Source organism: Paenibacillus sp. FSL P4-0113 (assembly GCF_038009305.1).
Taxonomy (GTDB): domain Bacteria; phylum Bacillota; class Bacilli; order Paenibacillales; family Paenibacillaceae; genus Paenibacillus; species Paenibacillus polymyxa_D.
Window position 1 is genome coordinate 1,817,996 of record NZ_JBBPAZ010000001.1, and the last position, 23,919, is coordinate 1,841,914.

General features: G+C 44.5%; 25 protein-coding genes. 9 read left to right on the top strand and 16 right to left on the bottom strand.

Translation table 11 applies throughout. From position 1 onward, the window contains the following. Positions 1 to 43: 43 nt before the first annotated feature. The 4 genes from MKX46_RS07605 to MKX46_RS07620 all read left to right on the top strand — a co-directional run bounded on the left by MKX46_RS07605 (position 44) and on the right by MKX46_RS07620 (position 3,494). Positions 44 to 793, top strand: a complete 750-nt coding sequence (locus tag MKX46_RS07605) for a hypothetical protein (RefSeq protein ID WP_340933950.1) — start codon at positions 44 to 46, stop codon at positions 791 to 793. Positions 794 to 1,058: 265 nt separating this feature from the next. Next, a complete protein-coding gene (locus MKX46_RS07610) occupies positions 1,059 to 2,144 on the top strand; it encodes a WXG100 family type VII secretion target (RefSeq protein WP_241113381.1) in 1,086 nt (361 codons plus the stop codon). Positions 2,145 to 2,179: 35 nt separating this feature from the next. Continuing rightward, complete coding sequence (locus MKX46_RS07615) at positions 2,180 to 3,016, top strand: hypothetical protein (RefSeq protein WP_165149714.1); 837 nt, start codon at positions 2,180 to 2,182, stop codon at positions 3,014 to 3,016. Continuing rightward, entirely contained in the window at positions 3,009 to 3,494 is a 486-nt protein-coding gene (locus MKX46_RS07620; RefSeq protein ID WP_029515531.1) for a DUF5381 family protein, read from the top strand. Before MKX46_RS07615 ends, MKX46_RS07620 begins: the two co-directional genes overlap by 8 nt. Positions 3,495 to 3,512: 18 nt before the next feature. Here MKX46_RS07620 and MKX46_RS07625 read toward each other — a convergent pair whose 3' ends face one another. The 3 genes from MKX46_RS07625 to MKX46_RS07635 all read right to left on the bottom strand — a co-directional run bounded on the left by MKX46_RS07625 (position 3,513) and on the right by MKX46_RS07635 (position 5,946). Continuing rightward, a complete protein-coding gene (locus MKX46_RS07625) occupies positions 3,513 to 3,839 on the bottom strand; it encodes a phosphorylase family protein (RefSeq protein WP_341071063.1) in 327 nt (108 codons plus the stop codon). A gap of 22 nt (positions 3,840 to 3,861) precedes the next feature. After that, positions 3,862 to 5,037: an aminotransferase class I/II-fold pyridoxal phosphate-dependent enzyme gene (locus tag MKX46_RS07630; protein WP_029515533.1), complete on the bottom strand. Its 1,176-nt coding sequence runs from the start codon at positions 5,035 to 5,037 to the stop codon at positions 3,862 to 3,864. A 69-nt stretch (positions 5,038 to 5,106) separates the two neighbouring features. Further along, a complete protein-coding gene (locus MKX46_RS07635) occupies positions 5,107 to 5,946 on the bottom strand; it encodes a MetQ/NlpA family ABC transporter substrate-binding protein (protein ID WP_318627445.1) in 840 nt (279 codons plus the stop codon). Positions 5,947 to 6,236: 290 nt separating this feature from the next. Between MKX46_RS07635 and MKX46_RS07640 the strand changes: the two genes are divergently transcribed. Further along, positions 6,237 to 6,794, top strand: coding sequence for a YdhK family protein (locus MKX46_RS07640; RefSeq protein ID WP_318627446.1), 558 nt, complete (start codon positions 6,237 to 6,239; stop codon positions 6,792 to 6,794). Positions 6,795 to 6,880: 86 nt separating this feature from the next. On the opposite strand, the gene MKX46_RS07645 is transcribed toward MKX46_RS07640, so the two are convergent. The 5 genes from MKX46_RS07645 to MKX46_RS07665 form a co-directional block, all read right to left on the bottom strand. Further along, positions 6,881 to 8,764 carry a stalk domain-containing protein gene (locus MKX46_RS07645; RefSeq protein ID WP_029515536.1) on the bottom strand — a complete coding sequence of 628 codons (1,884 nt, stop codon included), beginning with the start codon at positions 8,762 to 8,764 and terminating at the stop codon, positions 6,881 to 6,883. A gap of 159 nt (positions 8,765 to 8,923) precedes the next feature. Then, complete coding sequence (locus tag MKX46_RS07650) at positions 8,924 to 9,211, bottom strand: antitoxin Xre/MbcA/ParS toxin-binding domain-containing protein (protein ID WP_341071064.1); 288 nt, start codon at positions 9,209 to 9,211, stop codon at positions 8,924 to 8,926. A 13-nt stretch (positions 9,212 to 9,224) separates the two neighbouring features. Beyond that, positions 9,225 to 9,710 carry a methylated-DNA--[protein]-cysteine S-methyltransferase gene (locus tag MKX46_RS07655; RefSeq protein WP_341071065.1) on the bottom strand — a complete coding sequence of 162 codons (486 nt, stop codon included), beginning with the start codon at positions 9,708 to 9,710 and terminating at the stop codon, positions 9,225 to 9,227. A gap of 25 nt (positions 9,711 to 9,735) precedes the next feature. Next, a complete protein-coding gene (locus tag MKX46_RS07660) occupies positions 9,736 to 10,296 on the bottom strand; it encodes a bifunctional transcriptional activator/DNA repair enzyme AdaA (RefSeq protein ID WP_341071066.1) in 561 nt (186 codons plus the stop codon). Between the two features lie 37 nt (positions 10,297 to 10,333). Next, positions 10,334 to 11,137 (bottom strand): isocitrate lyase/PEP mutase family protein, encoded by an 804-nt coding sequence (locus MKX46_RS07665; RefSeq protein ID WP_340932836.1) that lies wholly within the window; start codon positions 11,135 to 11,137, stop codon positions 10,334 to 10,336. Positions 11,138 to 11,402: 265 nt separating this feature from the next. Between MKX46_RS07665 and MKX46_RS07670 the strand changes: the two genes are divergently transcribed. After that, positions 11,403 to 12,407: a chitosanase gene (locus tag MKX46_RS07670; protein ID WP_340932838.1), complete on the top strand. Its 1,005-nt coding sequence runs from the start codon at positions 11,403 to 11,405 to the stop codon at positions 12,405 to 12,407. 227 nt (positions 12,408 to 12,634) lie between these two features. Here MKX46_RS07670 and MKX46_RS07675 read toward each other — a convergent pair whose 3' ends face one another. Continuing rightward, a complete protein-coding gene (locus MKX46_RS07675) occupies positions 12,635 to 13,006 on the bottom strand; it encodes a hypothetical protein (protein WP_029515541.1) in 372 nt (123 codons plus the stop codon). A gap of 514 nt (positions 13,007 to 13,520) precedes the next feature. Between MKX46_RS07675 and MKX46_RS07680 the strand changes: the two genes are divergently transcribed. Next, on the top strand, positions 13,521 to 14,201 hold the full coding sequence (locus MKX46_RS07680) for a GNAT family N-acetyltransferase (RefSeq protein WP_341071067.1): 681 nt from the start codon (positions 13,521 to 13,523) through the stop codon (positions 14,199 to 14,201). Positions 14,202 to 14,302: 101 nt separating this feature from the next. Here the strand turns inward: MKX46_RS07680 and MKX46_RS07685 are convergent, their stop codons facing one another. The 4 genes from MKX46_RS07685 to MKX46_RS07700 all read right to left on the bottom strand — a co-directional run bounded on the left by MKX46_RS07685 (position 14,303) and on the right by MKX46_RS07700 (position 17,117). Then, a complete protein-coding gene (locus MKX46_RS07685) occupies positions 14,303 to 15,475 on the bottom strand; it encodes an MFS transporter (protein ID WP_341071068.1) in 1,173 nt (390 codons plus the stop codon). 71 nt (positions 15,476 to 15,546) lie between these two features. Then, positions 15,547 to 15,825, bottom strand: coding sequence for an ArsR/SmtB family transcription factor (locus MKX46_RS07690; RefSeq protein WP_029515545.1), 279 nt, complete (start codon positions 15,823 to 15,825; stop codon positions 15,547 to 15,549). Between the two features lie 223 nt (positions 15,826 to 16,048). Beyond that, positions 16,049 to 16,786 carry an SDR family oxidoreductase gene (locus tag MKX46_RS07695; RefSeq protein ID WP_341071069.1) on the bottom strand — a complete coding sequence of 246 codons (738 nt, stop codon included), beginning with the start codon at positions 16,784 to 16,786 and terminating at the stop codon, positions 16,049 to 16,051. A gap of 49 nt (positions 16,787 to 16,835) precedes the next feature. Continuing rightward, positions 16,836 to 17,117, bottom strand: coding sequence for an Atu4866 domain-containing protein (locus MKX46_RS07700; RefSeq protein ID WP_340932842.1), 282 nt, complete (start codon positions 17,115 to 17,117; stop codon positions 16,836 to 16,838). A gap of 198 nt (positions 17,118 to 17,315) precedes the next feature. Between MKX46_RS07700 and MKX46_RS07705 the strand changes: the two genes are divergently transcribed. Continuing rightward, positions 17,316 to 18,245 (top strand): AraC family transcriptional regulator, encoded by a 930-nt coding sequence (locus MKX46_RS07705; protein WP_340886130.1) that lies wholly within the window; start codon positions 17,316 to 17,318, stop codon positions 18,243 to 18,245. Positions 18,246 to 18,385: 140 nt separating this feature from the next. Here the strand turns inward: MKX46_RS07705 and MKX46_RS07710 are convergent, their stop codons facing one another. Then, a complete protein-coding gene (locus MKX46_RS07710) occupies positions 18,386 to 19,036 on the bottom strand; it encodes a hypothetical protein (RefSeq protein WP_341071070.1) in 651 nt (216 codons plus the stop codon). A gap of 117 nt (positions 19,037 to 19,153) precedes the next feature. Then, on the bottom strand, positions 19,154 to 20,191 hold the full coding sequence (locus MKX46_RS07715) for a LacI family DNA-binding transcriptional regulator (protein WP_013311372.1): 1,038 nt from the start codon (positions 20,189 to 20,191) through the stop codon (positions 19,154 to 19,156). Between the two features lie 341 nt (positions 20,192 to 20,532). Between MKX46_RS07715 and MKX46_RS07720 the strand changes: the two genes are divergently transcribed. Continuing rightward, entirely contained in the window at positions 20,533 to 21,585 is a 1,053-nt protein-coding gene (locus tag MKX46_RS07720; RefSeq protein WP_341071071.1) for a 2,3-butanediol dehydrogenase, read from the top strand. Positions 21,586 to 21,758: 173 nt separating this feature from the next. Here the strand turns inward: MKX46_RS07720 and MKX46_RS07725 are convergent, their stop codons facing one another. Further along, complete coding sequence (locus MKX46_RS07725; protein ID WP_341071072.1) at positions 21,759 to 23,753, bottom strand: AraC family transcriptional regulator; 1,995 nt, start codon at positions 23,751 to 23,753, stop codon at positions 21,759 to 21,761. Between the last annotated feature and the right edge of the window lie 166 nt (positions 23,754 to 23,919).

The window sequence follows — 23,919 nt, forward strand, 5'->3', positions numbered from 1 at the left end:
TTAACTTTTAGAAATTCAAAGCTTCGAAAGGGGAGAACTCATGATGCAAAAACTTTGGCAAAAAGGGAAGGCTCTATCACTGCCTATTATGGTGTCCGCATCGCTGATATCTGGAGCGCTGTCTGTAAGTACACCTGCGGCGAATGCGGCTGCAACCAAGGAATTGCTTCAGCTATCCGGTCAGACTACTTACTATGGAGAGGTCGAGAATGGGCAGCCTAACGGACGTGGTACGATCAAATGGAGCGAATATAAGCAGTATTCGGGTGATTTTGTGAATGGCAAGCGATCAGGTACCGGAAAATATACAAATCAATACACGGATGCAGATGGACAGAATCATAAAGTCGTATACAACGGAACATGGAGCAATGACACGATGAGCGGCAAGGGTACGCAGACTGAAAAAGTGACGCAAATGGATGAAACCGTACGTTCGAACGAGATCCAGGTAGGTACTTTTCAGAACAATGGATTACAGAACGGCTACCAAGTGATCCACGCTGTGGCCGATCCAGACTACAGCTTCACTTATAAAAATAGCAATGAAATAATAAATATCTTACACAGTAATCAAGATCTGGTCCAAAGGTGGCAAAAAGGAGACCTCTTCTCCGTAAATTATAAAAATGGCTCTGTCCAAAAGGAATACTCCATGTTCCCTGAAGAGACTGCTACCAAAGAACGCCAAAGACAAGCGTCCATTAAGTATCTCAAAGGTATTACTGCCAAGGTCACTCCTCACTTGCAGCAGTTTGAAAAGCTGTCCAAGCAGATTCCGTTAAGTAATTAAACCGACGCGAAATATGTATTAGTCTCTACGCAAGAAGGCCTCTCTTTCTAATGGAAAGCTCCATTTGAAAAGAGTGGCTTTTTTCGTTTCGTTATGAATGACTATAAGAACTTCGGATCATACACCTCCTACTATTCTCCCTTATGCACCCTCATGAACTCATACAAATGACTTATTTTTCACTAAAACCCCCTCCTTTTTTTGCTAACCCCCACTGGATTCACTAAAATATAAGTAATTATTTTAATCATCCGAGGTGGACATCATGGCTAAAATTATGGTTCCTCCTGAGAAACTAGAAGCGGTTTCCAGGCAGTTCGCACAGGCACGTGAGCTGGGGGCACAAATTTGCGGACAACTGTCACAGCATATTCAGATGTTGGAAAATAGCTGGGCAGGAACAACACAGCAGCGCTTTTATCAGGATTTTCATAAAGCGCGTGGACAAATGGATGCTTTCACTCAAACTGTCAGTTCTGTCAGCACAGAGCTGCGTTCCATTGCAGTAAAATTTAAGGAAACAGATACCCAAGCAGACACGGGGATTACCAAAGGAGATCACAGCGGACAGATCAGCAACAGCGAAGGGGCAACTTCCGGGAAAAAAGGACCCGATCCAGCAGATATAGCCATTAACAGCCTGTCAGAGGCCAACAAATGGCGCGGGCAACTAGGATTTGCCGGAACAGCGATCTATAGCGGTCTGGCTTCCACACTTGTGCTCACCAAAACAGTAGAATTCAAGAAAAGTCTGAAGAATCCCACTCGAGCGGTTATACATAATGCGGCATGGGTGAAAGGCAAGGGTAACAATGCTTTTATGCGTAATTTGGGCAAAAGCCTAAACCGCCAATTCGCCAAACCCGGTATTGTGATGAAGGGGTTAAAGGGCTTTGATCGATTAGCTGGAAAGCTTCAAATGGGTAAGCTCGGCCTCGGATTCAACAAAGCCAACAGCTTTCCTCAGTGGACACGGAACGTCATCGCCGGGGTGGAAAAAGGACGTTACGGCATAGCCACCCGCCAAATTCCCGGTATGATTGCCAAAAAGCTCTACCCTATTAATGCCACCATGAATATTGTGGGCGAGGGCATCAGTCTGGCTGGAAAATGGAAAAGCGGGAAGCTTACCGGAACGGATGTAGCTGTATCTGCCTCTAACGTAGCGATTAAAACCGCCGCAACTTATGGCGGCGCTGTCGTTTTGGGGTCCATAGGCGGTGCTATCGGTGGTCCGGTCGGCGCAGCCGTCGGGGCATACGTCGGCGGTACAGTGGGAAGCTGGGCAGGCGGAAAAGTCGCCAAATTTGCGGAAAAAGGGATACGCTGGGCCAGCAAATTATTTAAATAATATACACACCTAACAGATGGAGAAGGAGCCTGACTATGGACAAACAAACGGTAATTTTAACGCTTGAGGAGCTAGGTTTTGCCTTGACCGCATTGGGCGCAGAAGATATGGCTTCTGGTCTGCTCCAATCTTATTACGGGGAACTAACCGAAGATCGCTGGGAACTACTTTTTCATGCCGCAACGCATAGCATGATATCCAAGGGTTTGATGGAACAACGGGATGACGAGCAACAACAGCTCGAATTTGATGCGTTCATTGTTGAAATTTTAGCTCATCTGGTACAAAGTCGTCAGATGCTACGTGGCTTTAAGGAGCAACAAGATAAGCAAAATACGTTAACGATACACCATGGAAATGAACGTTTTCTGTATCATTTCTCCAGTCACAATGAACTCCATTTCTTTCGCTGGTCTTCTCCAGAAGACTGGCATCACGACATTGATCAACTGTTCGGCCTGTCTGCTCCGAACTTCAATGCGCACAGCCGATACGTCGATCTGACCGAAGAACAGTGGAATGAGTTAACCTCATCCAACTTCACCATGCAGCAAATGGCAACGTGGAAGCTTCATGAGTCGGCTCAACAAATGATACAAGACTGGCGGGAGGACTTTGATCGTAATCAGTGTAGCCTTGATAATTTGAGCCAAATGGTATACACGGATACGGATGAAGATGGTCCTTCTGTTACAAATCTGCTATTTGTTCTTAAAGGAATGAATGATATGTGGATTGTAAGAAATACAGAACTGAATATGCAGGCCACTCCATGTCTGCGAATTGAAAGTGTGACCGAAGCTGACTGGAGAGAACGAATAACTTATTTCATTCAGGCGTTTGTTCCCGACGAGGCGGTATTCCGTGGATAAAATTGTATATCGAAGATCTTTGGCATTTTGGAAAGCCATGGGCAGCTTGATGTTTGTGCTTATTTGTCTGTTTTTGCTGCTGCTCATTTTTATCGACGAAGATATCTCAGCTCTACAAATCTTCTTCTTTATTACGTCCGCCATTGTCGGACTTCCTTTTTTCGGTAGCTATCTCGTGGTTTGTTTGAGCAGAACGCTTCGCAAGGATACCTACCTGTTCATCTTTGACGAGCACAGCATTTCAGATGGTATTCGAACTGTCCCGTGGGCTGCAATCACTAAAGTCGAATTCGAAGGGGCCTCCATCCGCAAATGGCTGCGCCCTCGCTTTCCCGCCTTTATTTTTCATCTGAATGACCACAGCACCTGGGAAGTCAGCACTGACTATGTGTTGAACGATATGGAGCTGAACCAAGCCGGGAAACAACTTCGAACTCTCATTAACCAGCATGGCAAGTCGAAGAAAAAACGTTCCTGAATAGTGCCATTGAATATATCAAAGCTTGTCTCTATCATATGCGGCTACAAGAGCCACAACCAATGCGGCCGAATTGGCCGCAGCCAAAAATGGAACACCAAACTGGCTGCGGATAAAATGGGCGCGCTCAGCATGGGAGATAAAGGAGTCTGCCGTCGCAATCAAACCCTTGACGATCTTCCCCTCAATCCTGGTCTCCGCCAGCGCTTCTGTCGCAAAAGCAAGCAGCGCTGGATCGAGCCCACCCGCAGACCCGGTATTAATGACAAGCTCTGGGCTAAAACGCTCAATCAGCAGGGCCATAGTCGAGGCAGCGTTCGCTTTGCCAATTCCTGATTGCAGCAAAATAACTTCCTTGTATTCCGGCTTATACTTGAAAAACCCCCGTCGCTGCGATACGCTGCACCGCCTCCAGCAGCCTTTCCTCACTGTTTACCAGACTGACCCGCACATAAGAAGCTCCTGCACGACCAAAGCCTTCTCCAGGAGCGACCGCAACGTGCGCACCGTCCAATAAAAAGTCTGCAAAGGAAGCCGATGTATGCCCCTCCGGCACCTTGAACCAGGCAAAAAAAGACCCTTGGGGAGCTGCTACATCCCAGCCAATACCTCGTAACGCTGCAATAAGAACATTACGGCGCCGCTCATATAACTTCGCGAGCTCCTGTACTGGCTCCTGGGTGCCCAGCAATGCGACAGCTCCCGCATCCTGTACCGCGCCAAAAACAGTGCTGTAGGCATGCGTATGATAATGCTTGAGCGCACCAATAACGGACGCATTTCCAACCGCAAAGCCGAAGCGCCATCCAGCCATGTTATACGTTTTGGAAGCTGTATACGTCTCGACGCCATACTCCTTGCCGCCGGGGATTTGCAATAAACTAATCGGCTTATGCCCGTCAAATCCAAGAGCACCGTAAGCAAAATCATTCATAACTGGAAACTGATACCGAGCGGCATAATCCAGCGTCTTCGTCAGAAAGTCTGCAGTAGCTACGGCTCCAGTCGGATTGTTCGGATAATTAATCATAAGCAATTTGACCTGCTCTGCAATTTCTTCCGGCACGGTTGTATAATCAGGCAAGAAACCATGCTTCTCATCAAGCGGAATCGTATGAATATGGGCTCTTGCCAGCGTAGCAGCGGAATAATATTGGGGATATGCCGGATCGGTGGTCAATAACCAATCACCTGGATTCAATAGCGCCTGTGGAATCCCCATTACGCCTATGGCTGAGCCGTTGAATATGGCAATCTCCCGGTCCGGATCCAGCTCCACCTGATACTCCCGTTTATAGAACGCGGCGACAGCCTCCAGCGTGCTTTTTTTTCCATGAAAAGGCGGATAGCCCTGATTGATCGGTTGATCAACCGCTTCCTTCAAAGCGCTGATAATATGCGCCGGTGTTGGCTGATCCGGGTTGCCGGCTGCCAGATTAATTACATCTATTCCTTTACTTTTATACAGATTCACTTTGTCATCTATTGCGCTAAAATAGTTGTCAGGCAGAGCCTTGACGAGATCAGAGGATGAAAAAATCACGTTCATATCCACCTTCTATCCATAAGATACAGGCTGACAACGTCAGCCCGCAGAAGATAATGCCCCATATTATTTGAAATAGCTTGGCAACTTGTAGCCTTCATAATCAGGGTTCGAATGGATGTACTTTTGGAATTCATCTGAATGATATCCTTCAATAATGTCTTTGACGAAGGGCTTATCCTTGTTCTTGCTGTCCACAGCGACCACGTTCGTGAACGGATCTGTCATATTTTCAAGCTTTAATGCCGAGGTCAGCTTTATTCCATTCGATACAGCAAAGTTCCCTTGTATAGCCGCAAAATCAACATCCTTCAGTACACGTGGCCCCTGTGCCGGATCGGTAGCAACAAATTGCAGATGATGCGGATTAGAGGTGATGTCGTTCACCGAGGTTTGCAATGGATCAATATGGTCCTTTAACGTAATCCAGCCTACTTCCTTCAAAATATTCAGCGCACGCAGCATATTGACTGGCTCGTTGGGCAGATTGATTTGGGCTCCATCGCCGATTTCGTCAAGGCTGGTATGCTTGCTGGAGTACAATCCCATTGGAGGAGTCGGGACCTGTACAGCACCAATCAGATCAATATTCTCCCGCTTATTCATAGAATCCAGGTAAAGCGAATGCTGAAACACATTAGCATCAATATCCCCCTTAGCCACGGCTACATTGGGCTGAACACCGTCTGTAAACTCTTTATATGTAATCTTATAGCCTTTCTTCTCCAAATATGGAGCCACACCATTCTTAAACTGATCGCTATATGGACCAGGATTAAAGCTAATATGCAGTGTTTTCTTTTCTTCACCCGCAGCGTTGCCCGACGTATTGTTGCTGCCGCAGCCTGAAATAAAAAGCACGACTGCTCCCAGCAGCAATATAAATGAAATCCATGGTTTCTTCATTTGATGTCTCCCCCTGCTCCTTGATATCATCTACTTTTGGTGAGTTAGAATGTTTACAGTCGCTCAAAATACCAAGTAACTTGATGCGTTTTATAGATATTACAATGATTTTTTATTCACTGTCAACAACATTTAATTACGCATCTTCTGCATAACAAATAAGGGATCACAACAGGCGATCCCCTTGTAGGCAAAAACACTTCACAAGTTTGTAATATTATTCCGTTTCAATTATACCCCCTAGGGGTATAATTGAATATGAAAATAAAACCCTAAAGGAGCTATTAAATATGAGAATGCAATGGGCTTTGCTCGCTGGTACAGTCATGATGATTTTGAGTGGGTGCGGGAACAGTAACGCGCCGAACCAGGAGCACACGGCAAACAGCGGTCAACAGCACGACACATCAGATATGAACCATTCCACTTCCAGTGAGCTTCCTGCCGAACTAAAAAAAGCTGAAAATCCAGCCTTCAAAGTTGGTAGTCAAGCGACTATACGAGCTGACCATATGGCCGGCATGAATGGGGCTACGGCCACGATTGCGGGTGCTTATACGACTACTGCTTATACAGTCTCCTATACACCAACCACTGGAGGAGAAAAAGTGAATAATCATAAGTGGGTTATTCATGAAGAGATTAAGGATGCAAGCAGCGAGCCCTATGCACCGGGCACAGAGGTTATCCTTGCAGCAGATCATATGAAGGGGATGGATGGGGCTAAGGCTACCATTGATTCCGCCGAGCCAACGACCGTATATATGGTAGACTATACGCCGACTACAGGAGGAGAGCCTGTCAAAAATCATAAATGGGTGACGGAGAGTGAGCTTTCAGCCCATTAGAACTCTTTCAGCACAGGTCGCTTGTGATAACAAAAGGGAGCCTGGCATCGGCTCCCTTTAACGGCTTTAATTGAGTTTGGACAAACCTACTTCGCCAAATTCAGCTTGGCCTCCTTGATATCATACAAAGTCCCTTCGTTGGAATCTACAAGCTTTTTCATTTGTTTGTTGGCTAGTCCATTTGCAGGCACGATTGCATTAAAAATAACATCATTTTTCTGTAATTGCTCGTTAATTTCATCTACTGAAAAACGGGCTTTACCCAGGGCTGTATTCTTATCATGAACTGGTGCATCTGTAATGAATATGATTGTTTTGGAATTAGAATTTTTGGGAAATTTACTTATAGCTAACTGAATAGCCTCTAATCCCGATTCCTTCAAATCCCCGCCAGCGGAAGGGCGCAGCATATTCAAGTTACCTTTTAACTTATTTTTATCGGTCGTAAACTCCAAAAATTCTAAATCTTTATCTGCCTTCAGATTGATATCCCGAAATGCAACGACAGCAAAATGAGAACCTGCTGGAACGGAATCAACAAAGCCTTTCACCTTCTGTCTCACATAATCCAGCGTCCCTGTCATACTACTCGTAACATCTATGACGAACACAATATCCGTAGATTTGGAGAAGGTGGTGGATATCTTTTTCAGAATCGTTGGATTGGATTGTGATTCGGAAGCATCTTCATTTTCCTCCATTAATTGTTCACTTTCGCTAGTTGTCAAAACCTGCGGTGGAGCAAGGAAAATCACAACGCTCTGAGCTGCAATATTCCACTTCACCTTCGCACCCAGCGCCTCACTAACAAAGCGAATAGGAACCATTACTTTGCCGTTAATGAGTCTTGGCGCCGCATTGAGACGCACTAATTTTCCGTTGATATAGGCATCCCTGGAGCCTACAGTTAACTTGATCGTTGTATTTCCTTTGGTTGCAGTAACGGTCTTGGTAGCTCCATCCCACTTCACTTTCGCCCCAAGCGCCTCAAAAACGGCACGAAATGGCACCAGCATACTTCCGCTAATAGAGGTCGCAGGCTGCTCATATTGTTGCAGTTTACCGTCTATAAACACCTCAACCTGCTGAGCCTTGTTATTATTTATAGGAACAAATTGGGGTACAGACGCTGCCGAATTTCCCGACTGATCGATCATTTTGATATAAAAGTAATATCCACCTGTAGATAAATTCAGGTTACTCAAAGGGTAGCTAAACGTTGTTTCCGGATCGAACTGAATCCGTTTAATTAATTGAGCATCCGCATTTTTGACCATAACATATGAAGTGTACGTGGGTTGAATATTTTTCATCTTCAAACGAACTGAAAATGATGTACTTGAAGAGTTGATTGTAAATGTACCCGGAAAATTTTCTCCAGATGGGATAGACAAAGGGATTTCCGGTGACTCATCAACCGCTTGGTCCACTTTAGGCTCCTCGATCGGCTGGGTTACTTGCGGTTCAATTACTTTCGGTTCATCCACAGGTTGAGCAACTTTGGGTTCACTGGGAGTGGGAATCTCTTTTATATTGGTCTCCACCTCAGGCTGCGTTACTTTTGGCTCCTCCGCAAGTGGAGTTACTGTAGATTCATCGACTGACTGCACAGTCCCTTTCATAGTTATAGCTATAGGAAGTTCTATATGATTTTCTGATCCTGGCCCAGGTGCTGGTCGTGAATCCGCAATCGTAATTGTGGAGTTGGCATAATCGATCGTAAAGTCACCAGAAGGAATTTCAATGTTGTTGCTATACAGACGAATTGGTGTATCAGGCTTAATCGTAAACGGGAGATCAAATTTAAACACTCTGTTTACTCCATTACCATCATCAAGAATAAGCTTAAGCTTATCTCCATCTTTGAATACTGTCGAATTGGCAGCCTGAACACTTTCTGTGCACAAAGTGATCAACCCTACAAATATCGTTAAAAACGAAAGTAGGAACATCATTTTTTTGAGCTTCATTCTTATTTCCCCTTTTAAATCTATATTCTTGTCGGTAAATCATAGCATAGGGTTAGATGAAGTTCATTCCATCTGATTACAGTTATGGATATAGGAACTCACTTTTTCCATCATTCGCGCTCTGTTCAATGTTCATATGTATCTCCTTGGTCCGCTTCTTCAACGTGGCATACGTAATATAGCCGCCTTCAGTGCTTTAGTCCCTTCTTCGCTTTTCAAATAATCCGACGGTGTTTCGTTGCCGAGTGCGGGGACTTTTCGATCCATCCAAATCAGCAAATACTCCCCCATATCGGGCAGCAGCACAATCTGAATCTCCTTGGGAATTTTACTTTTGGCCACTTTTGCTCTTATAGCCGGATCTACCTGTGCATACCACTCCTGATAGACCTGAACCATATTTGTCCAGTTCTCCGGCTTAAACTCTTTCAAATATATGTCTCTCATCTACGAACCCTCCTTAGGACCTCAGACCACGCTTCTCATGCTGGAGCAACCATTCTTTTCTCCATAGCCCTCCTGCATAGCCCGTTAGTTTCTGATTGGAACCGATAATTCGGTGACATGGAATCACAATGCTCAGCTTATTTTTTCCATTAGCACTGCCTACGGCTCGGATCGCTTTTTCATTTCCAATAGCAAGAGCAATATCTTTATAAGCTGTTGTTTTACCGTACCCCACGGACACCAGAGCATTCCATACTTTTTGCTGAAAATCCGTACCTTCAAAGGCATAAGGAAACGTAAACTCAAAGCGCTCACCTTTAAAATACTCGTCAAGCTGGGTAGTGCATTCCGCTAATACTTGGATTGGAACCTCTTCTATAGCCCTCGTTAAGAGCTCATTCCGATTAGAGAACATAATAGAATAGACAGCCTCATTTGTGCCCTGTATCTCTATCTCTCCAATCGGCGATACATACTTCATTACGTATAGTTCGCTCATAAAAGGATACAACCTCCTTCCTTTTCTATTCCCTACTCAACTTCCTATACTCACTAGGAGAACAATGGTTCAAGCTACGAAACGCCTTATAGAAATGGGAGGGACTCTGGAAGCCCGTCTCATAGCAAATCTCAAGATTCGTAAGATTTGTACTTTTAAGAAGATAGACTGCCTTATCTACTCTTATTTTTTCCAAATACGTGCGCGGGGTTTCGGCGGTTTCCTGTTTAAAGATCCGATCCAAGTAAAAGGAGCTTATTCCGATATGATCCGCAATATCCTGCAATACAAGTTTTTCCTTGTAATGATTAACCAAAAGGGTTACCACATTCTGCACAAGTCTGCTATACGGCGAATGGTCTGTATGGGGCTGGCATCTTTTGCAAGCACGAAAACCCGCCTTTTCCACTTTGTCCAAATCAAAGTAAAACTCCACATTTATTTTCTTCGGCTTTTTGGATCGACAGGAAGGTCGGCAGTATATGCGGGTTGTTTTCACAGCAGTAAAAAACAACCCGTCATACTTACGATCACACGCTATAATTTTCTCCCACATTTCTTCAAAAGAAAGACTAAGGTTAGCCATGATCGAATGCTCCGTCCTTTCTATAGTTCATATTCATCTAGCTCAAGGATTTTGCAAAATCCTCATATACAAAATCCTCATATAAATGTGATGTATCTTGTAGCTCTATCAACTGTTCTGCATTCTTTTGCAAAGCAACTATTATCTTATCAGAAAATGCATTTCCAAAGCTAAACCGTTTAACTCCTAACTGCTGAAGCTGGTGGACATTCGTCAGACCCGGCAGGGATAAAACATTAAGCGGAGCATGGATATGAAACACAACTTCCCTGATCTCTTCATCACGCTTTAATCCTGGAACAAAAATTCCGCTCGCACCACTATCCACATACGCTTTGGCCCGCTCTATGGTCTCTGAAAGTGGAGCATTCATCTGCAAATATGTATCCGTTCTTGCGTTTATAAAAAACGCTTGAAACCCACGCACATCCAAGGCCGCTCTAATTTTGGACAATAGGTTACTGTGCAGACCCACTTCTCGAAGTCCCTTTTGCATTTTCAAAGAATCCTCAATATTAATCCCTGCAACTCCCACATCGGCTACCCTTAAAACATGCTCAACAATCGTTGCCGTGTCCTCTCCATATCCTGCTTCAATATCTGCCGACACTGGAATCTGAACATGCTCAACAATCGTCCGAATAATACTTACGTGCTGGTCAAAATCAATAAGCTCTCCATCTGAAAATCCAAGCGTATTGGCAATCCCCCAACTCGTCGTACCTATCGCCTTAAAACCTGCTTTCTCCAGAGCCACCGCAGATAGCAGATCCCAGGCGTTCCCTAAAAATAAAAGTTCCTCTAATGTGTGAAGTGCATGAAACTGCTGGATTTTGTTCATAAATATAGCCTCCTGATATGTGATGTAACTCATTTTATCAAGAGGCTATCTTTGTTTCGTCCTCATTCTTGCACTTATGGTCTGTAGGAATCTAGGAACAACTTGGTCCATTTATTCACATATAAATCATAATTTTTGAAGAAAACGGTTATTTAAGCTCTATTCAATCCTATGCTTCTTATCTATACTCTTGCTAAATCCATTCGAGTTAGATGGAAATCTACGCTTTTAGCCTTTCACAATTACATTTTATAGGAGGAGTTATATGTATAAAATAAAGTTCCTTATGATCTTGCTAAGCTTTACTGTAGTCGCTTCTTTCTCTAGCTTGTCCGGCTCTTCACCTAGCAGGGCTTTTGCTGAAGAGAATGGGACTCCGGTGCAGAAAACGATCGATTTAAATGAGGGCTTCGACAACTCAAATGAAGCTAGTATACAGCCATTATCCCTTACCAGCGAAGAAGCTACTAGCCAAGCAGCGGTTACAGCTATTGACCATGATGCTAATTTCTCACCTTCAACACTTCAGTTCCTGAAGGCTAATACAGGACTCGACGGTGAGCAGTGGGATAATATTATGAAGCTAGTGAACAAACCAGAGCAAGATTCTTTGAAATGGACTGAATTCTATGGCTATGCTGAAGATATCGGCGATAATCGTGGGTACACCATTGGTATCTTTGGAGCAACAACAGGCGGTTCAAATGATACGGGACCAGATGGCCCGTACTTATTTAAAGCTTTTGATGCTGCTAGTGGAGCTAGCAACCCTTCCATTGCAGGTGGATTAACACGTGCTGGTCTAAAGGGGAAGATGAATGGTTCGATTCTAAAGCTCAGCGATAGCGATAGTGTAATCAAGAAGAAGATCAACGCTCTCCAAAACAATGAAGCTTGGAGAGAAGCCATGTGGCGTACGTTCTATGACACCTATATCGAATATAGTGTACAGCAAGCACATAAACGCGGATTTAATACTGCTCTAACGATTGGATCATTTGTCGACACAGCACTCAATCAAGGCGCTACTGGTGATTCAGGTAGTCTTGAAGGAATCCTCTCACGTTCAGGCAGTAGTACGAATGAGAAGAATTTCATGACTAGCTTCTATGCTAAGCGTACATTGGTTGTCGATACCAACGATTATAACCAACCTCCCAATGGTAAGAATCGTGTGAAACAATGGAGTTCTCTCTTAGCTTCTGGCGAAACAGATCTTAAGAACGCAGATGCAGCCGTGATCAAAGCAACGAATTGGGAACTGAAGTAAATACAATATACGTCATTAGGAGGGCATATCGTATGTCCTCCTTTATTTATTTTCATAAATATTGAGTTGGTGTTGACTACTAACAAGGTCCCATTTTCCCAAACAGTTCCTCTCATCATTCAAATATGTGGGTCGTGTGTGCAAATAGAGAGACTGTCCCAAAAGCCCGAAAGTTGCAAGCTCCTGAAACAGTCTTGTAAAATGGTTATGAAGTCGAAATAAGGCCGTTAGATGATTCGGTAGCCAGATGGAAGTCTACCGCTACTGCGGATATTACGGATTTGTTGCAACGTCAAACGTTGATTGGTAGAGATAATAGATTCCACATCATTCCCACGAATCAGATCATCCAGGTCGGCGATGCTGCGATTGCCTCTAAACACACGGAAGTTACCTCTAAACCGCGTGCCTGTAAAGAGTACCAGTGTAGCATTGCTGCTGGTAGAAAAGAAACGCAGACTTTCGATGCCGTCGAGAATGTTATCGGTATTACGAATGCCTAGGTTTCCTCTGAATACTCTCCTGGAACCCCGAAAATTTTCTTCGTTGTAAACTGTAAGTCGTGGATACGTTTGAGATACATATGCTTTGTTGTCCATGTTGTAATTCCTCCTTTCAACTTATCTTATGCCTCACCATCCGATTGGCGCGGGCCTCGCAGCATCCATCTAAAAATGGTTATGTGATTGAATAGAGCGATGCAGACTTGAAAAAGGAACATATGTTCTGTATAATCTAGCTTAGCAATTTGGAAAATCCTGAACTAACGGAGATGCGGACATGGACGATAAATTTATTGAGGAACTACGTGAAATTAGCAGAAACGACAAGCGAAGATCCGAATTTCTTATTAAGGGTATGAAGGAAACACTTCAGGAAAGAAAAGAAAAAAACTTTATCGAAAGATGGATTTGGCGACAAAAAAATAAGAAGCGTATAGCGCGGAAGTTTAAATCCTAGTAGATATAACAACCGAATCTTCATAGCTTCATAGCACTTTACAAGTGCTTAGGTCACAGCTCATTAGGAGGCAGAGTCATCATTGAGCAACTAGTCCCAAACGACGATATATTAAATCAAAATCTATTTTTGGCTGATGAAGTTCGATACCATTTGATCCATCGAATTTGTGAGTCAGAAGGATCAACATGCCTCAAAACGTCCGATAAAAATATGGTCTTTGCTCAATCACCCGGACATAAGGCCTGGTTATGGATCTCACAACAAATCACAGATAATCATAAATTGACCTATATAGGAGAACTCTTACGTTATTTAAAAGGAACCACCCTATCAGGTGTATGTGGTGATGCCGAAACAGCCGAGAAGTTCGCAAATGCTTACGCACAACGTCGTCATGCTGCTCAGGTACATACCCATATGGTCATGGAATCTTATTTCTGTCCTAAATATAAAAAGCCCTCGGGCGTTGAGGGAATGATCCGACAATCCATCCCAGAGGATGTACAATTAGTTGCCCAGTTTCTAGCTGGTTTTTCAGAAGAAGCTTTAGGTAGTTTTATTGATCCGGTTAGTCAAATATCGGTTGCGGAGAAGACCATCGGGACAGGAAATTTGTATCTTTGGATTGTAAATAACATGCCTGTGTCCATGGCTAATATTGCTCACCGCTCGCCGAGACATGCTCGCATTAATGCTGTGTATACCCCGCCTAATTTACGAAAGAAAGGTTTTGCCAGCGGAATGGTATCCGAGCTATCGGTTTCCAATCAAGTTTATAAAAATATCGGCTTTAAGGAAGCCGGCAAAATCACTGATATTACGTTTGAATAAGTCCTCCTACTGCAAGAGAGCATATTATTGTTCATTCAAAATCAAAGAAGACCACAATGTCACCTTCATCACTGGGCCTCCTTTTCACTTATCTATAAGCTTTACTCCGTAACACCCAATTCCGTGTGGACTGAGGATCTTCGTGAAAGTAAATATACAGCCACAATAGCTATAACGACCCCTGCTGCTCCAAACCAGGTGATGGAAGCCAGCGAAACCTGACCTACAACTACACCACCGATCCCGGCTCCGGCCGCCATGGCAAGCTGCATCGTAGACTGATTGAGACTCAGCATCACACCGGAAGATTCAGGCACAAGAGTGACCAAGTTATATTGTTGAGTAGGTCCAGTTGTCCAGGCAGCGAACGACCAAAGGATCAATAAAGCAAATACTGCGATCAGGGAATGAGCGGCGACAGGAAGTAAAAGCAAGGAAAAGACATGCAACACCATGCCCCCGAATAATGTAAAGGAAATACCCTTTTTATCTGCGCTGTATCCACCGATTTTCGACCCGATCAGGCTGGCAATCCCGAAGGCAAGTAATACTGAGCTTAGCATATTATCCCCTACACCTGATACATTCAGCAAGTACGGTGAAATGTAAGTATACGCGAGGAAATATCCCCCTCCCCAAAAGAAGGTAATCGCCAATCCCAAAGCAACTTCAGGCTTCTTCAGAAGAGCAAATTGCTGTAGTAAGGGAATCGGTTGATCTCCTTTTAAGCGAGGGATTGTCATAGCGATAACGATCAAAGCAATAATCGCTGTCAAAGCGATGCCGAGAAATACGGTTTTCCAGCCATATGCAGAAGATATCATTCTTCCAAGCGGCACCCCGATAATCAGCGAGGCTGTAAAACCCATAGTAACTGTAGCAATAGAACTGGCCTGCTTGCCGGCTGGAGCAATCTTCGCAGCAATGCTCAGTGCTGTAACCACAACCATCCCCGCCCCGAGGGCCATAAGAATACGTGCGGCGATAAACATTCCAAAACCCGGCAGAATAAAGGAGAGGGCATTAGCTACTGCAAATAATCCGAGCGAACTCAGGAGCAGCTTGCGTCTGTCCCATTTAGCGGTTACTGCCATCAGAATCGGCGTGCCAATCGCGTAAGCAAGAGAAAAGACTGTAATCAACTGTCCCGCTGCGGACACCGTAATCCCCATGGTTGTCGCAATCTGATCCAAAATGCCTGAGATAATGTATTCGGATGTGCCTACCAAAAAACTAACAATGGCCAAAATATACACTTTCCACGTGCTCTGCATTTTTAAATAACGCCTCTTTTCTTATATTGTTTTTATATTTTTACAAATATCGAAATTAAGACTAAAAAAAATTATGTCATCAGGAACGGGGCATATTTCTGCGCTGCTTCCACATCCAAGCTGTAATAGATAAACGTCCCCTCTTTACGGTATGTGAGCAGCCCCGACTCTGCCATTTGCTTCAGATGATGCGATAGCGTTGAAATAGCTACACTGTTCAGCTTCTCGCCCAGCACAGAGCAGCATTGGCCACTTTCCTCTTTTAGCAGAAGTGCTATCTTGAGACGAGTTGGTTCTCCAAGTGCTTTATATATTTTTACAGCTTGTTGCATTTCCGTTGTATCTTTCACCCTGTTCGGCTCCCTTCTGTTTCAGTCTTAATTTCGATGTTTGTCGAAATAAAGTTATCACAAACATTTGTAAAAGTAAACCCGTTTATTATAAAGGTACAGCTTTTTTACACTCTGAGGTGTGAATGATGGTCTTTCTCATCCGATAAATAATCCCCCATCCATAAAGGATGGAGGAAAAAAAACTGAGTATAGAGGGAGAAACGTCGTGGATGCCATGGCATTAATTCAGGCTTGCCGTGGGTCTGACAATAATTTCATTAACATCTACATCCGCTGGCTGCTCCATGGCATACAGAATGGAACGGGCTATGGCATCAGGCGAAATCGAAATACGACGATACTCTTTCATTCCTTGCCGGGCCTCTTCATCTGAAATACTGTCAGCAAGCTCAGATTCGGTTACTCCCGGCGATACCAACGTCACGCGAATATCTCCCCCCACCTCCAAGCGCAATCCTTCAGAGATCGCCCGAACCGCATACTTTGTAGCGCAATACACCGCTGCAGTCGGGGTTACACTATACGCGCCAATAGAGGCGATATTGATAAACTGACCAAATCCTTGCTTTTTCATAATCGGAAGCCCTGCCGCAATCCCATGCAGAACGCCTCGTATATTTACATCAATCATGCGATCCCATTCCTCTACCTTCAGGGCCTCTAATTTTGAAAGAGGCATCACTCCCGCATTGTTCAAAATGACATCCACACGCCCAAATGTTTTTTCCGCGTAGTTAATGAACGCTTCCATCTGGTCCCTCTTCGTCACATCCAGTTGCTGATAATCAGCCGATCCACCTTTAGAACGAACCTCGGATGTCAGAGCCTCCAGTCGCTCTGTGCGTCTGGCCCCTAATATCACATGAGCCCCATGGCGAGCAAGTAAACGGGCAGTAGCTTCACCGATCCCACTGCTTGCCCCCGTAATAGCTACGACTTTCCCTTTAATATCCAACATGCTTATTCCTCCTCTAGTTTAAAATGTCACTGAAAAAAGATAAAATAGATTACTTTTTCTCTTCCCTGTAAAAAACCATCCCTGCATGATACAAGACATCATCTTTAAATTCGCCATCTGCCGTAAATCCGGTGTCGTCCACATACTCGATATAGTCATCTTCTACGATGATATAGCTGCCTGTGTAGGCACTTTTCCTCTGACCCCGTGCTTCATCATAACGGCCATTAGGCAAGAGTTCGTGACGGATATTTCCGTCTTCAGTTACCCACATCCCTATACAGGGATGCTGCGAAGCGTGTACACTTTTTTCCGCTTTGTTACTCTCCATGACTCCCACTCCTTTGCACTTCTATTTTTTTCTCAATTGCTCATTAGGTGTTGTATCTGCATCTTATTATGAGAGGAATGTCCATCGGGCTGGTAGAAGAATCAGAGCAAATTATTGCCTAATCCTCCAAAGACCCTTAATATGTAATAAACTACTGAAAATGAAAACGGGCTACGTTGAAAGAAGGGATGTGTCAAGATGGGGGCAACCAAAATAGAGGGTTCTACCATGGAAAAACAAGCCGAATTGGCAAGGCTTATAGAACGATTTTCAAATCAGGACGGAGTTCTCACTACAGCCATACCTTCGCTTCACTTCGTCCGAAGTTCAAATACAACCGTTCCGGTACATCAAGTCCATGAACCTGCCTTATGTATTGTGGCACAAGGCAGAAAAGTCGTGATGCTCGCAGAGGAAAGCTACCATTACGGCACATCCGACTACCTTGTTGTGTCGGTGGATTTGCCGATCTCGGGGCAGGTCATCCAAGCGTCATCAGAAGCTCCTTATTTGTGCCTCCGGCTCAATTTTGATCCGCATCAGGTTTTGGACCTGATCAAGGAATCTGCTTTTCCCACAAGCCCCATGCCTGATTCCAGACGAGGCTTGTATGTAAGTCAAACCAACTCACTACTGCTGGATGCCGTGGTAAGGCTAGTGCATCTTTTGGAAAACCCGCAAGATGTTCCGGTGCTTGCTCCATTAGTCATTCGTGAGATACTGTATAGGATTTTACAAGGTAATCAGGGGGAATCCTTAAAACAACTGGTCATGATCGGCAGCCATTCCAACCGAATTGCAGAAGTCATAAAGCGGATTAAGCAGGATTATGATAAGCCGTTGCGTATTGAAGAATTGTCCAAACTAGCGAATATGAGTCCTTCGTCACTACATCGTCATTTTAAAGAGGTTACGGCTATGAGCCCCATGCAATATCAAAAACAATTACGTCTACAAGAGTCCCGCCGCCTGTTGTTATCCGAATCAGCGGATGCGGCAGATGTAGGTTTTCAGGTAGGTTACGAGAGTCCCTCACAATTCAGCCGCGAATACGCCCGCTTGTTCGGCCTGCCTCCAATTAGTGATATCAAACGCTTGCGCTCGGATCAGGATCACCAGACCACTTGAGCACGTTGTTAGATGAACATATGAAACCAATGGTCCTACTAACGCTTATCCCATCATAGATGGCAGGATGTAAAAAAACAGCACAAACAGCCGCTCCTCCGGTAGAGACGCGGCTGTTCAATATTTCCTCTATACATGCATTAATACGGATTATCCAGCTTGACGAACAAAGCTCGAATGACATCCTTCTCTGCCGTAGTAAGCTTTTGTCCTGCCTGCCATTGTTGAATCTCTTTCTTGACTTCCTTGGGTTCTCTATAGCTGAGAGCATACCCGATGCTTCCTATACCTTGTGTGCGGTTGGTTTTATCCATATTTGCCAATGCTCGAGTCATCGCAGTTCTGTCTCTTGTAAACAAATCTCCCATAAGGGCAGCATAGCTTTCGCTTAAAGCTCCATCCAATCCTTCAGAAGCTCGGATCAGATTTGGAAAACTTTCCAATGGAATAAAAGCTCGCTGCCTATACAAATATTCGATCATTTCCAGGCTTTGATGTTCATTGTTTTCGTTCATCTTTCTCCATTGGATTCCTGCTAAATGGTCCGTTATATGACGTACTTTTGCTTCATCACTGAGGGAAGAATCCTTATAAAAGGACAGCACAAGCTCCTCTTTACTTTGCTGGGTATGCTGCGTATCGGCTGCAGTTTGCTTAGACTCCCCATGGTTTGCTCCGGACGGCGCCACAGTTTCAGCATCCTGTCCCACTGGCTGGGGAGTACACCCTATGGTTACAGCCAGCATTAGTGCAGTACAAGCTGCAGAAACGAACCCATTCCCTTTTAACATGAATCCACTCTCCTGTCTGAACAAACAATGGTCGTTATAATTGCCCAAAATCCACTCCTATCTTGCTACGCCTGCAACCGTTCATCCATCTAACAAAGGAAGATTCCATCTAGACTTTTACGCGTCACGTCCCACCGTAGGCTTACGGATCACGGAGACGCTCGATTCCCTCACGATCAGACGAGGCTCGAATTGCACACGCTCATAATCCCCAGGTGTCTGTTCCTGAATCCGCTTGAGCAGCAGCTCCGCAGCCAATCGTGCCACCTCTTCCCCCATGATGGAAACTGAGCTGATCTGAGGAGTCGTTACCATAGCCCACAGATTGTTATCAATACCAACTACAGCAACCTCATCCGGCACTTTTACGCCCAAATCCTTAAATCGATTGACGATCCCTATCGCCACCATATCATTAACCGCATAAATAGCATCCGGCATATGTTTCAAGCTGTAAAAATAATCGGCAGCACGCAACCCTGTCTCAAAGGAGAAATCATCACCAAAATAAACGAGTGAAGGGTCCACATGCTGGAGAGACTGCTCATAAGCGAAGTATCTTTCCTCGATTTTGTCCTTCGCAGCGCCTGCATAGGCAATTCTTGTTCTGCCGATTTTAAGCAAATGCTCCATCACGAGTCTTCCCTCTTGCCGGGCCAGACTGACGATATCCGCTTTGACATCTTCGCCCAGCTTCTTGCCATAGTTAATAATGGACACGGGAACGCTAGCTTTGTTAATCAGATCTACCAACATTTTCGGATACGCCAGCGGCATAATGATGAGCCCGTCGACATGTAGCTTCTTGACCTCACGAACTGTTTCAAGCTCCATTCTGGCATTCCCGGCGGTATTGATTTGCACGACACGGTAACCATGCTGCTTGGCGGCCTGCTCTACGGACCAAGCGATTTCTGGAATAATCGCGTTACGAATGTCCGGCACGGCCAGCGCGATTTGTCGTGTCTGACGCACTTTCAAGCTCTGAGCCGAGGTGTTGGGCGTAAACCCCATCTCTTCAATCACTTGCAAAATCAAGGCTTTCGTTCTCGGGCTGATGCCCTCACTATCGTTAATAGCTCTGGAGACAGTCGCAATACCGACTCCTGCCCGCTTGGCTACATCCTCTATGGTTACTTTCTTTTGATCTGTCACGCCCAAAATCCTTTCAAGAACGGAATCGTTTTCTGACTTTCTAAAATAAAGTCTTAATACTGATATTATACCACAGAATGAGTGTCTAAAAATTTGAAGTCGTTTTCTTCTTGTCTTTGCTTCACCTGAAAAATCCACAAAATCTCTTTGTATAAAAGCAACGAGCCGAATATAGCACTGTAGTCACAAGTGATTATATTCACAAAAAAATCAAGTGCTTTTTGTATGAATTTGGTTTGACAATGTGTAAAATTTGTGACATATTATTTTTCGGAAACGTTTCCTAATTCATTCACTTTTATAGAGGCAATGATCATATATTCTTCAAGGAGATGACAAACATGCAAGCATTGAGATGGCATGGAGTAAAAGACTTACGATTGGAAAACATTGAGCAACCCACCGCTCTGGCAGGAAAAGTAAAAATCAAAGTAGAATGGTGTGGCATTTGCGGAAGTGATCTTCACGAATATGTAGCAGGACCAATCTTTATTCCCCAAGATGCTCAGCATCCATTGACTGGCGAAAAAGCGCCGATCGTAATGGGACATGAATTCTCTGGACAAGTCGTCGAAATCGGCGAAGGTGTAACCAAGATTCAGGTTGGCGACCGTGTCGTTGTAGAACCGGTTTTTGCATGTGGAGAATGTGATGCATGTAAACAAGGCAAATATAATCTTTGCGATAAAATGGGCTTCCTCGGTCTGGCAGGCGGCGGCGGTGGATTTTCTGAATATGTCGCAGCTGACGAGCACATGGTTCACAAAATTCCAGAAAGCGTATCTTTCGAGCAAGGCGCATTGGTAGAGCCTTCGGCCGTTGCTTTGTATGCTGTTCGTCAAAGCCAACTGAAAGTCGGCGATAAAGCTGTAGTATTTGGCGCTGGTCCTATCGGATTGCTGGTTATTGAAGCGTTGAAAGCTTCGGGCGCATCTGAGATTTATGCAGTAGAGCTTTCTGAGGAGCGTAAAGCTAAAGCTGAAGAGTTGGGTGCTATTGTGCTTGATCCTAAGACTTATGATGTGGTGCAAGAGCTGCACAAACGGACCAACGGTGGCGTAGATGTAGCCTATGAAGTCACTGGAGTACCTCCTGTGCTGACTCAAGCTATTGAATCTACTAAAATCAGCGGACAAATCATGATCGTCAGCATTTTTGAAAAAGAAGCTCCGATTAAACCGAACAATATTGTCATGAAGGAACGCAATCTGACGGGTATTATCGGCTACCGTGATGTATTCCCGGCTGTTATCAGCCTGATGGAAAAAGGATATTTCCCAGCCGACAAGCTGGTTACCAAACGCATTAAGCTCGAAGAAGTGATTGAGCAAGGTTTTGAAGGACTCCTGAAAGAGAAAAATCAGGTTAAAATCCTGGTATCTCCGCAAGCTTAATTTAGAAAATAAACCAGATGTCTGCTCTATGCAGACATCTTTTATTATAAAACCGGGTTGCACGGCAAGAGTTCATACGGAATTAAAAAGACAAAACAGCGCTCTCCTACTGTGGCTTCTGCCGTTAAGTGAGAATAGCGCTGTTTTATTATAATCTAGTTTATTGAGTTACATTACTTAGTTACATTTTTCAGAACATCGTCAATCATTTGACTATTTGCAATTGTACCTGTATACAACCAGCTGGAATCCTTGCCAAAATCGTATACATGGCCTTCTTTAACGGCTGGAATTCCCGCCCATACAGGATCTTTTACAATATCTTCTTTACTTACGTTTTTGCTGTTCACGATAAAGACATAATCCGCATCCAGCTCGGCCAGCTTCTCCAGCGATAAATTACTCCAGTTCGCCTTAGCCGTTTTGGAAATCTCCTGTACGACTTGTGGAATCTTGAATCCCAAATCCTTATACAATACATCACCGCTGGATAGATTCTGGTTTACGACATACACGTTTTTATCCGTTACCCATAATGCCGCCGCAGTTTTTTGTCCCACCGTCTGACTCAGCTTGGCTTTAGCCTCTGCTGCTTTTTGGTCGTAGTTGCTCAATGCCTGCTTCGCTTCATTGCTCTTATTCAGCACCTCACCCACGGTCAGCAGCTCTTGACGCCAATCATTGTTCATATTACTGCCTACCACGTAGGTTGGAGCAATTTTAGAGTATTGATTATATTTGTCGCCTTCCACCATGCTCGCACTGTCCATAATGATCAAATCAGGCTTGAAGTTCAGAACCGCCTCAAACGGAAGATCTGAAGCGATGGTAGGAACATCCTTCAGTTCTTTTTGCAGGTAAGCTTGAACTGAATTTTTACCCACCGACCATTGGGCTACCGGTTTAACACCCAACGCCACCAGATGATCCTCCAGATAAGAAGCGATCACACGTTGAGGCTGAGCCGGAATCTTCACCTCATGCCCGAGTGCATCCTTCAGCACCCTTTCCTGTGATGTTGGTTCCGCTGATGTATTATTGTTCCCTTGCGAAGCACCATCGGTTGCCGTAGGACTGGATGTGTCTGAGCACGCGCTGAGCAGCAGGGTAAAACTAAGCAATAAAATAAATGCCATGGAATGCTTTGCGTTTCTATTCATTCGTAAAATCCCTTCATCATAATTTTGATAATGATTATTATCCTCAATACCAGTATGCAGGGCGCCACTTATCGAATCAATGGAACATTCGGACATGCTCAATGGATTATCTAGACTTGTATCTCCCATAAAAGCAGATGAATATAGGCTGTCCCGATAGTGAACCGGGGATACGCCAGTATATTTTTTGAATGCTCGGCTAAAGAAATAGACATCCGGGTACCCCACACTGACAGCAATATCCTGTAAAGTGGCATCCGTCTTCCGCAAAAGCTCCTTCGCCTTGTCCATTCGCAGTTGAATCAAGTACGTAATCGGGCTACAGTCTGTTTGTTTTTTAAATAACCGGGTCAGGTGCCGCGGACTACATTCCAATAATCCGGCCAAACGTTCCAGCGTAATGGACTCCGCGTAACAATCCTGCATAAATCGAATGGCCTGTGTCACGATACCCCGCGCAGAAGTTCGAGCCTTCGGTTCCTGCAATTGCCTCATACATTCATATGCAAAATCATAGAACCGACCCTGAGCCTGAATCTTGGATAGCGCCTCTTGATCCTGCCATGCGTACTTCAGTAGTTGAAGCTTTTGATACAGTATAACCGGATAAGGCGGTACAAAACCATGAGCTATCGAAGGATGATTATACACCGTATGTCCCGATAGAGAAGTCGCTTTATATAGTACAAGGATATATTCAATTCCACATTGCGAGGGTTTCATATTCAGTTCAAAGCCTTTGCTGCCATGCAGTACGTACCCTGAATGTGGCGTATCCTTCCAATCACCATCCAAACGCACGCTACCCTGCAATACAAATACAAAAGCCTGCGCTGGAAGACGATACGGTTGAAGCAACTCTTCTGGCTCCAATCGAATATGCCGGACATCCATGACACGGATCGACGAGTGGAGCCATAAGGGCAGCAGCTCGTTCAGCTCGTCAGCCTCATGCTCCTTACTCGTCCCGGTGTGGGAACCTGTCTGCTTTTTCCGGTCCTGCTTCACTTATCAAGGCCTCCGCTTCATAAATATCATACTTTGTATCCAAACCAACCTCATTATATATCATCTTTTACTGCGTCTACCATGAGACAAATATTCCTGCACGAAACAAAGTGAATATACCATTTCCATGGTACAATTTGTATAATACAAGATTTAAAATACATAG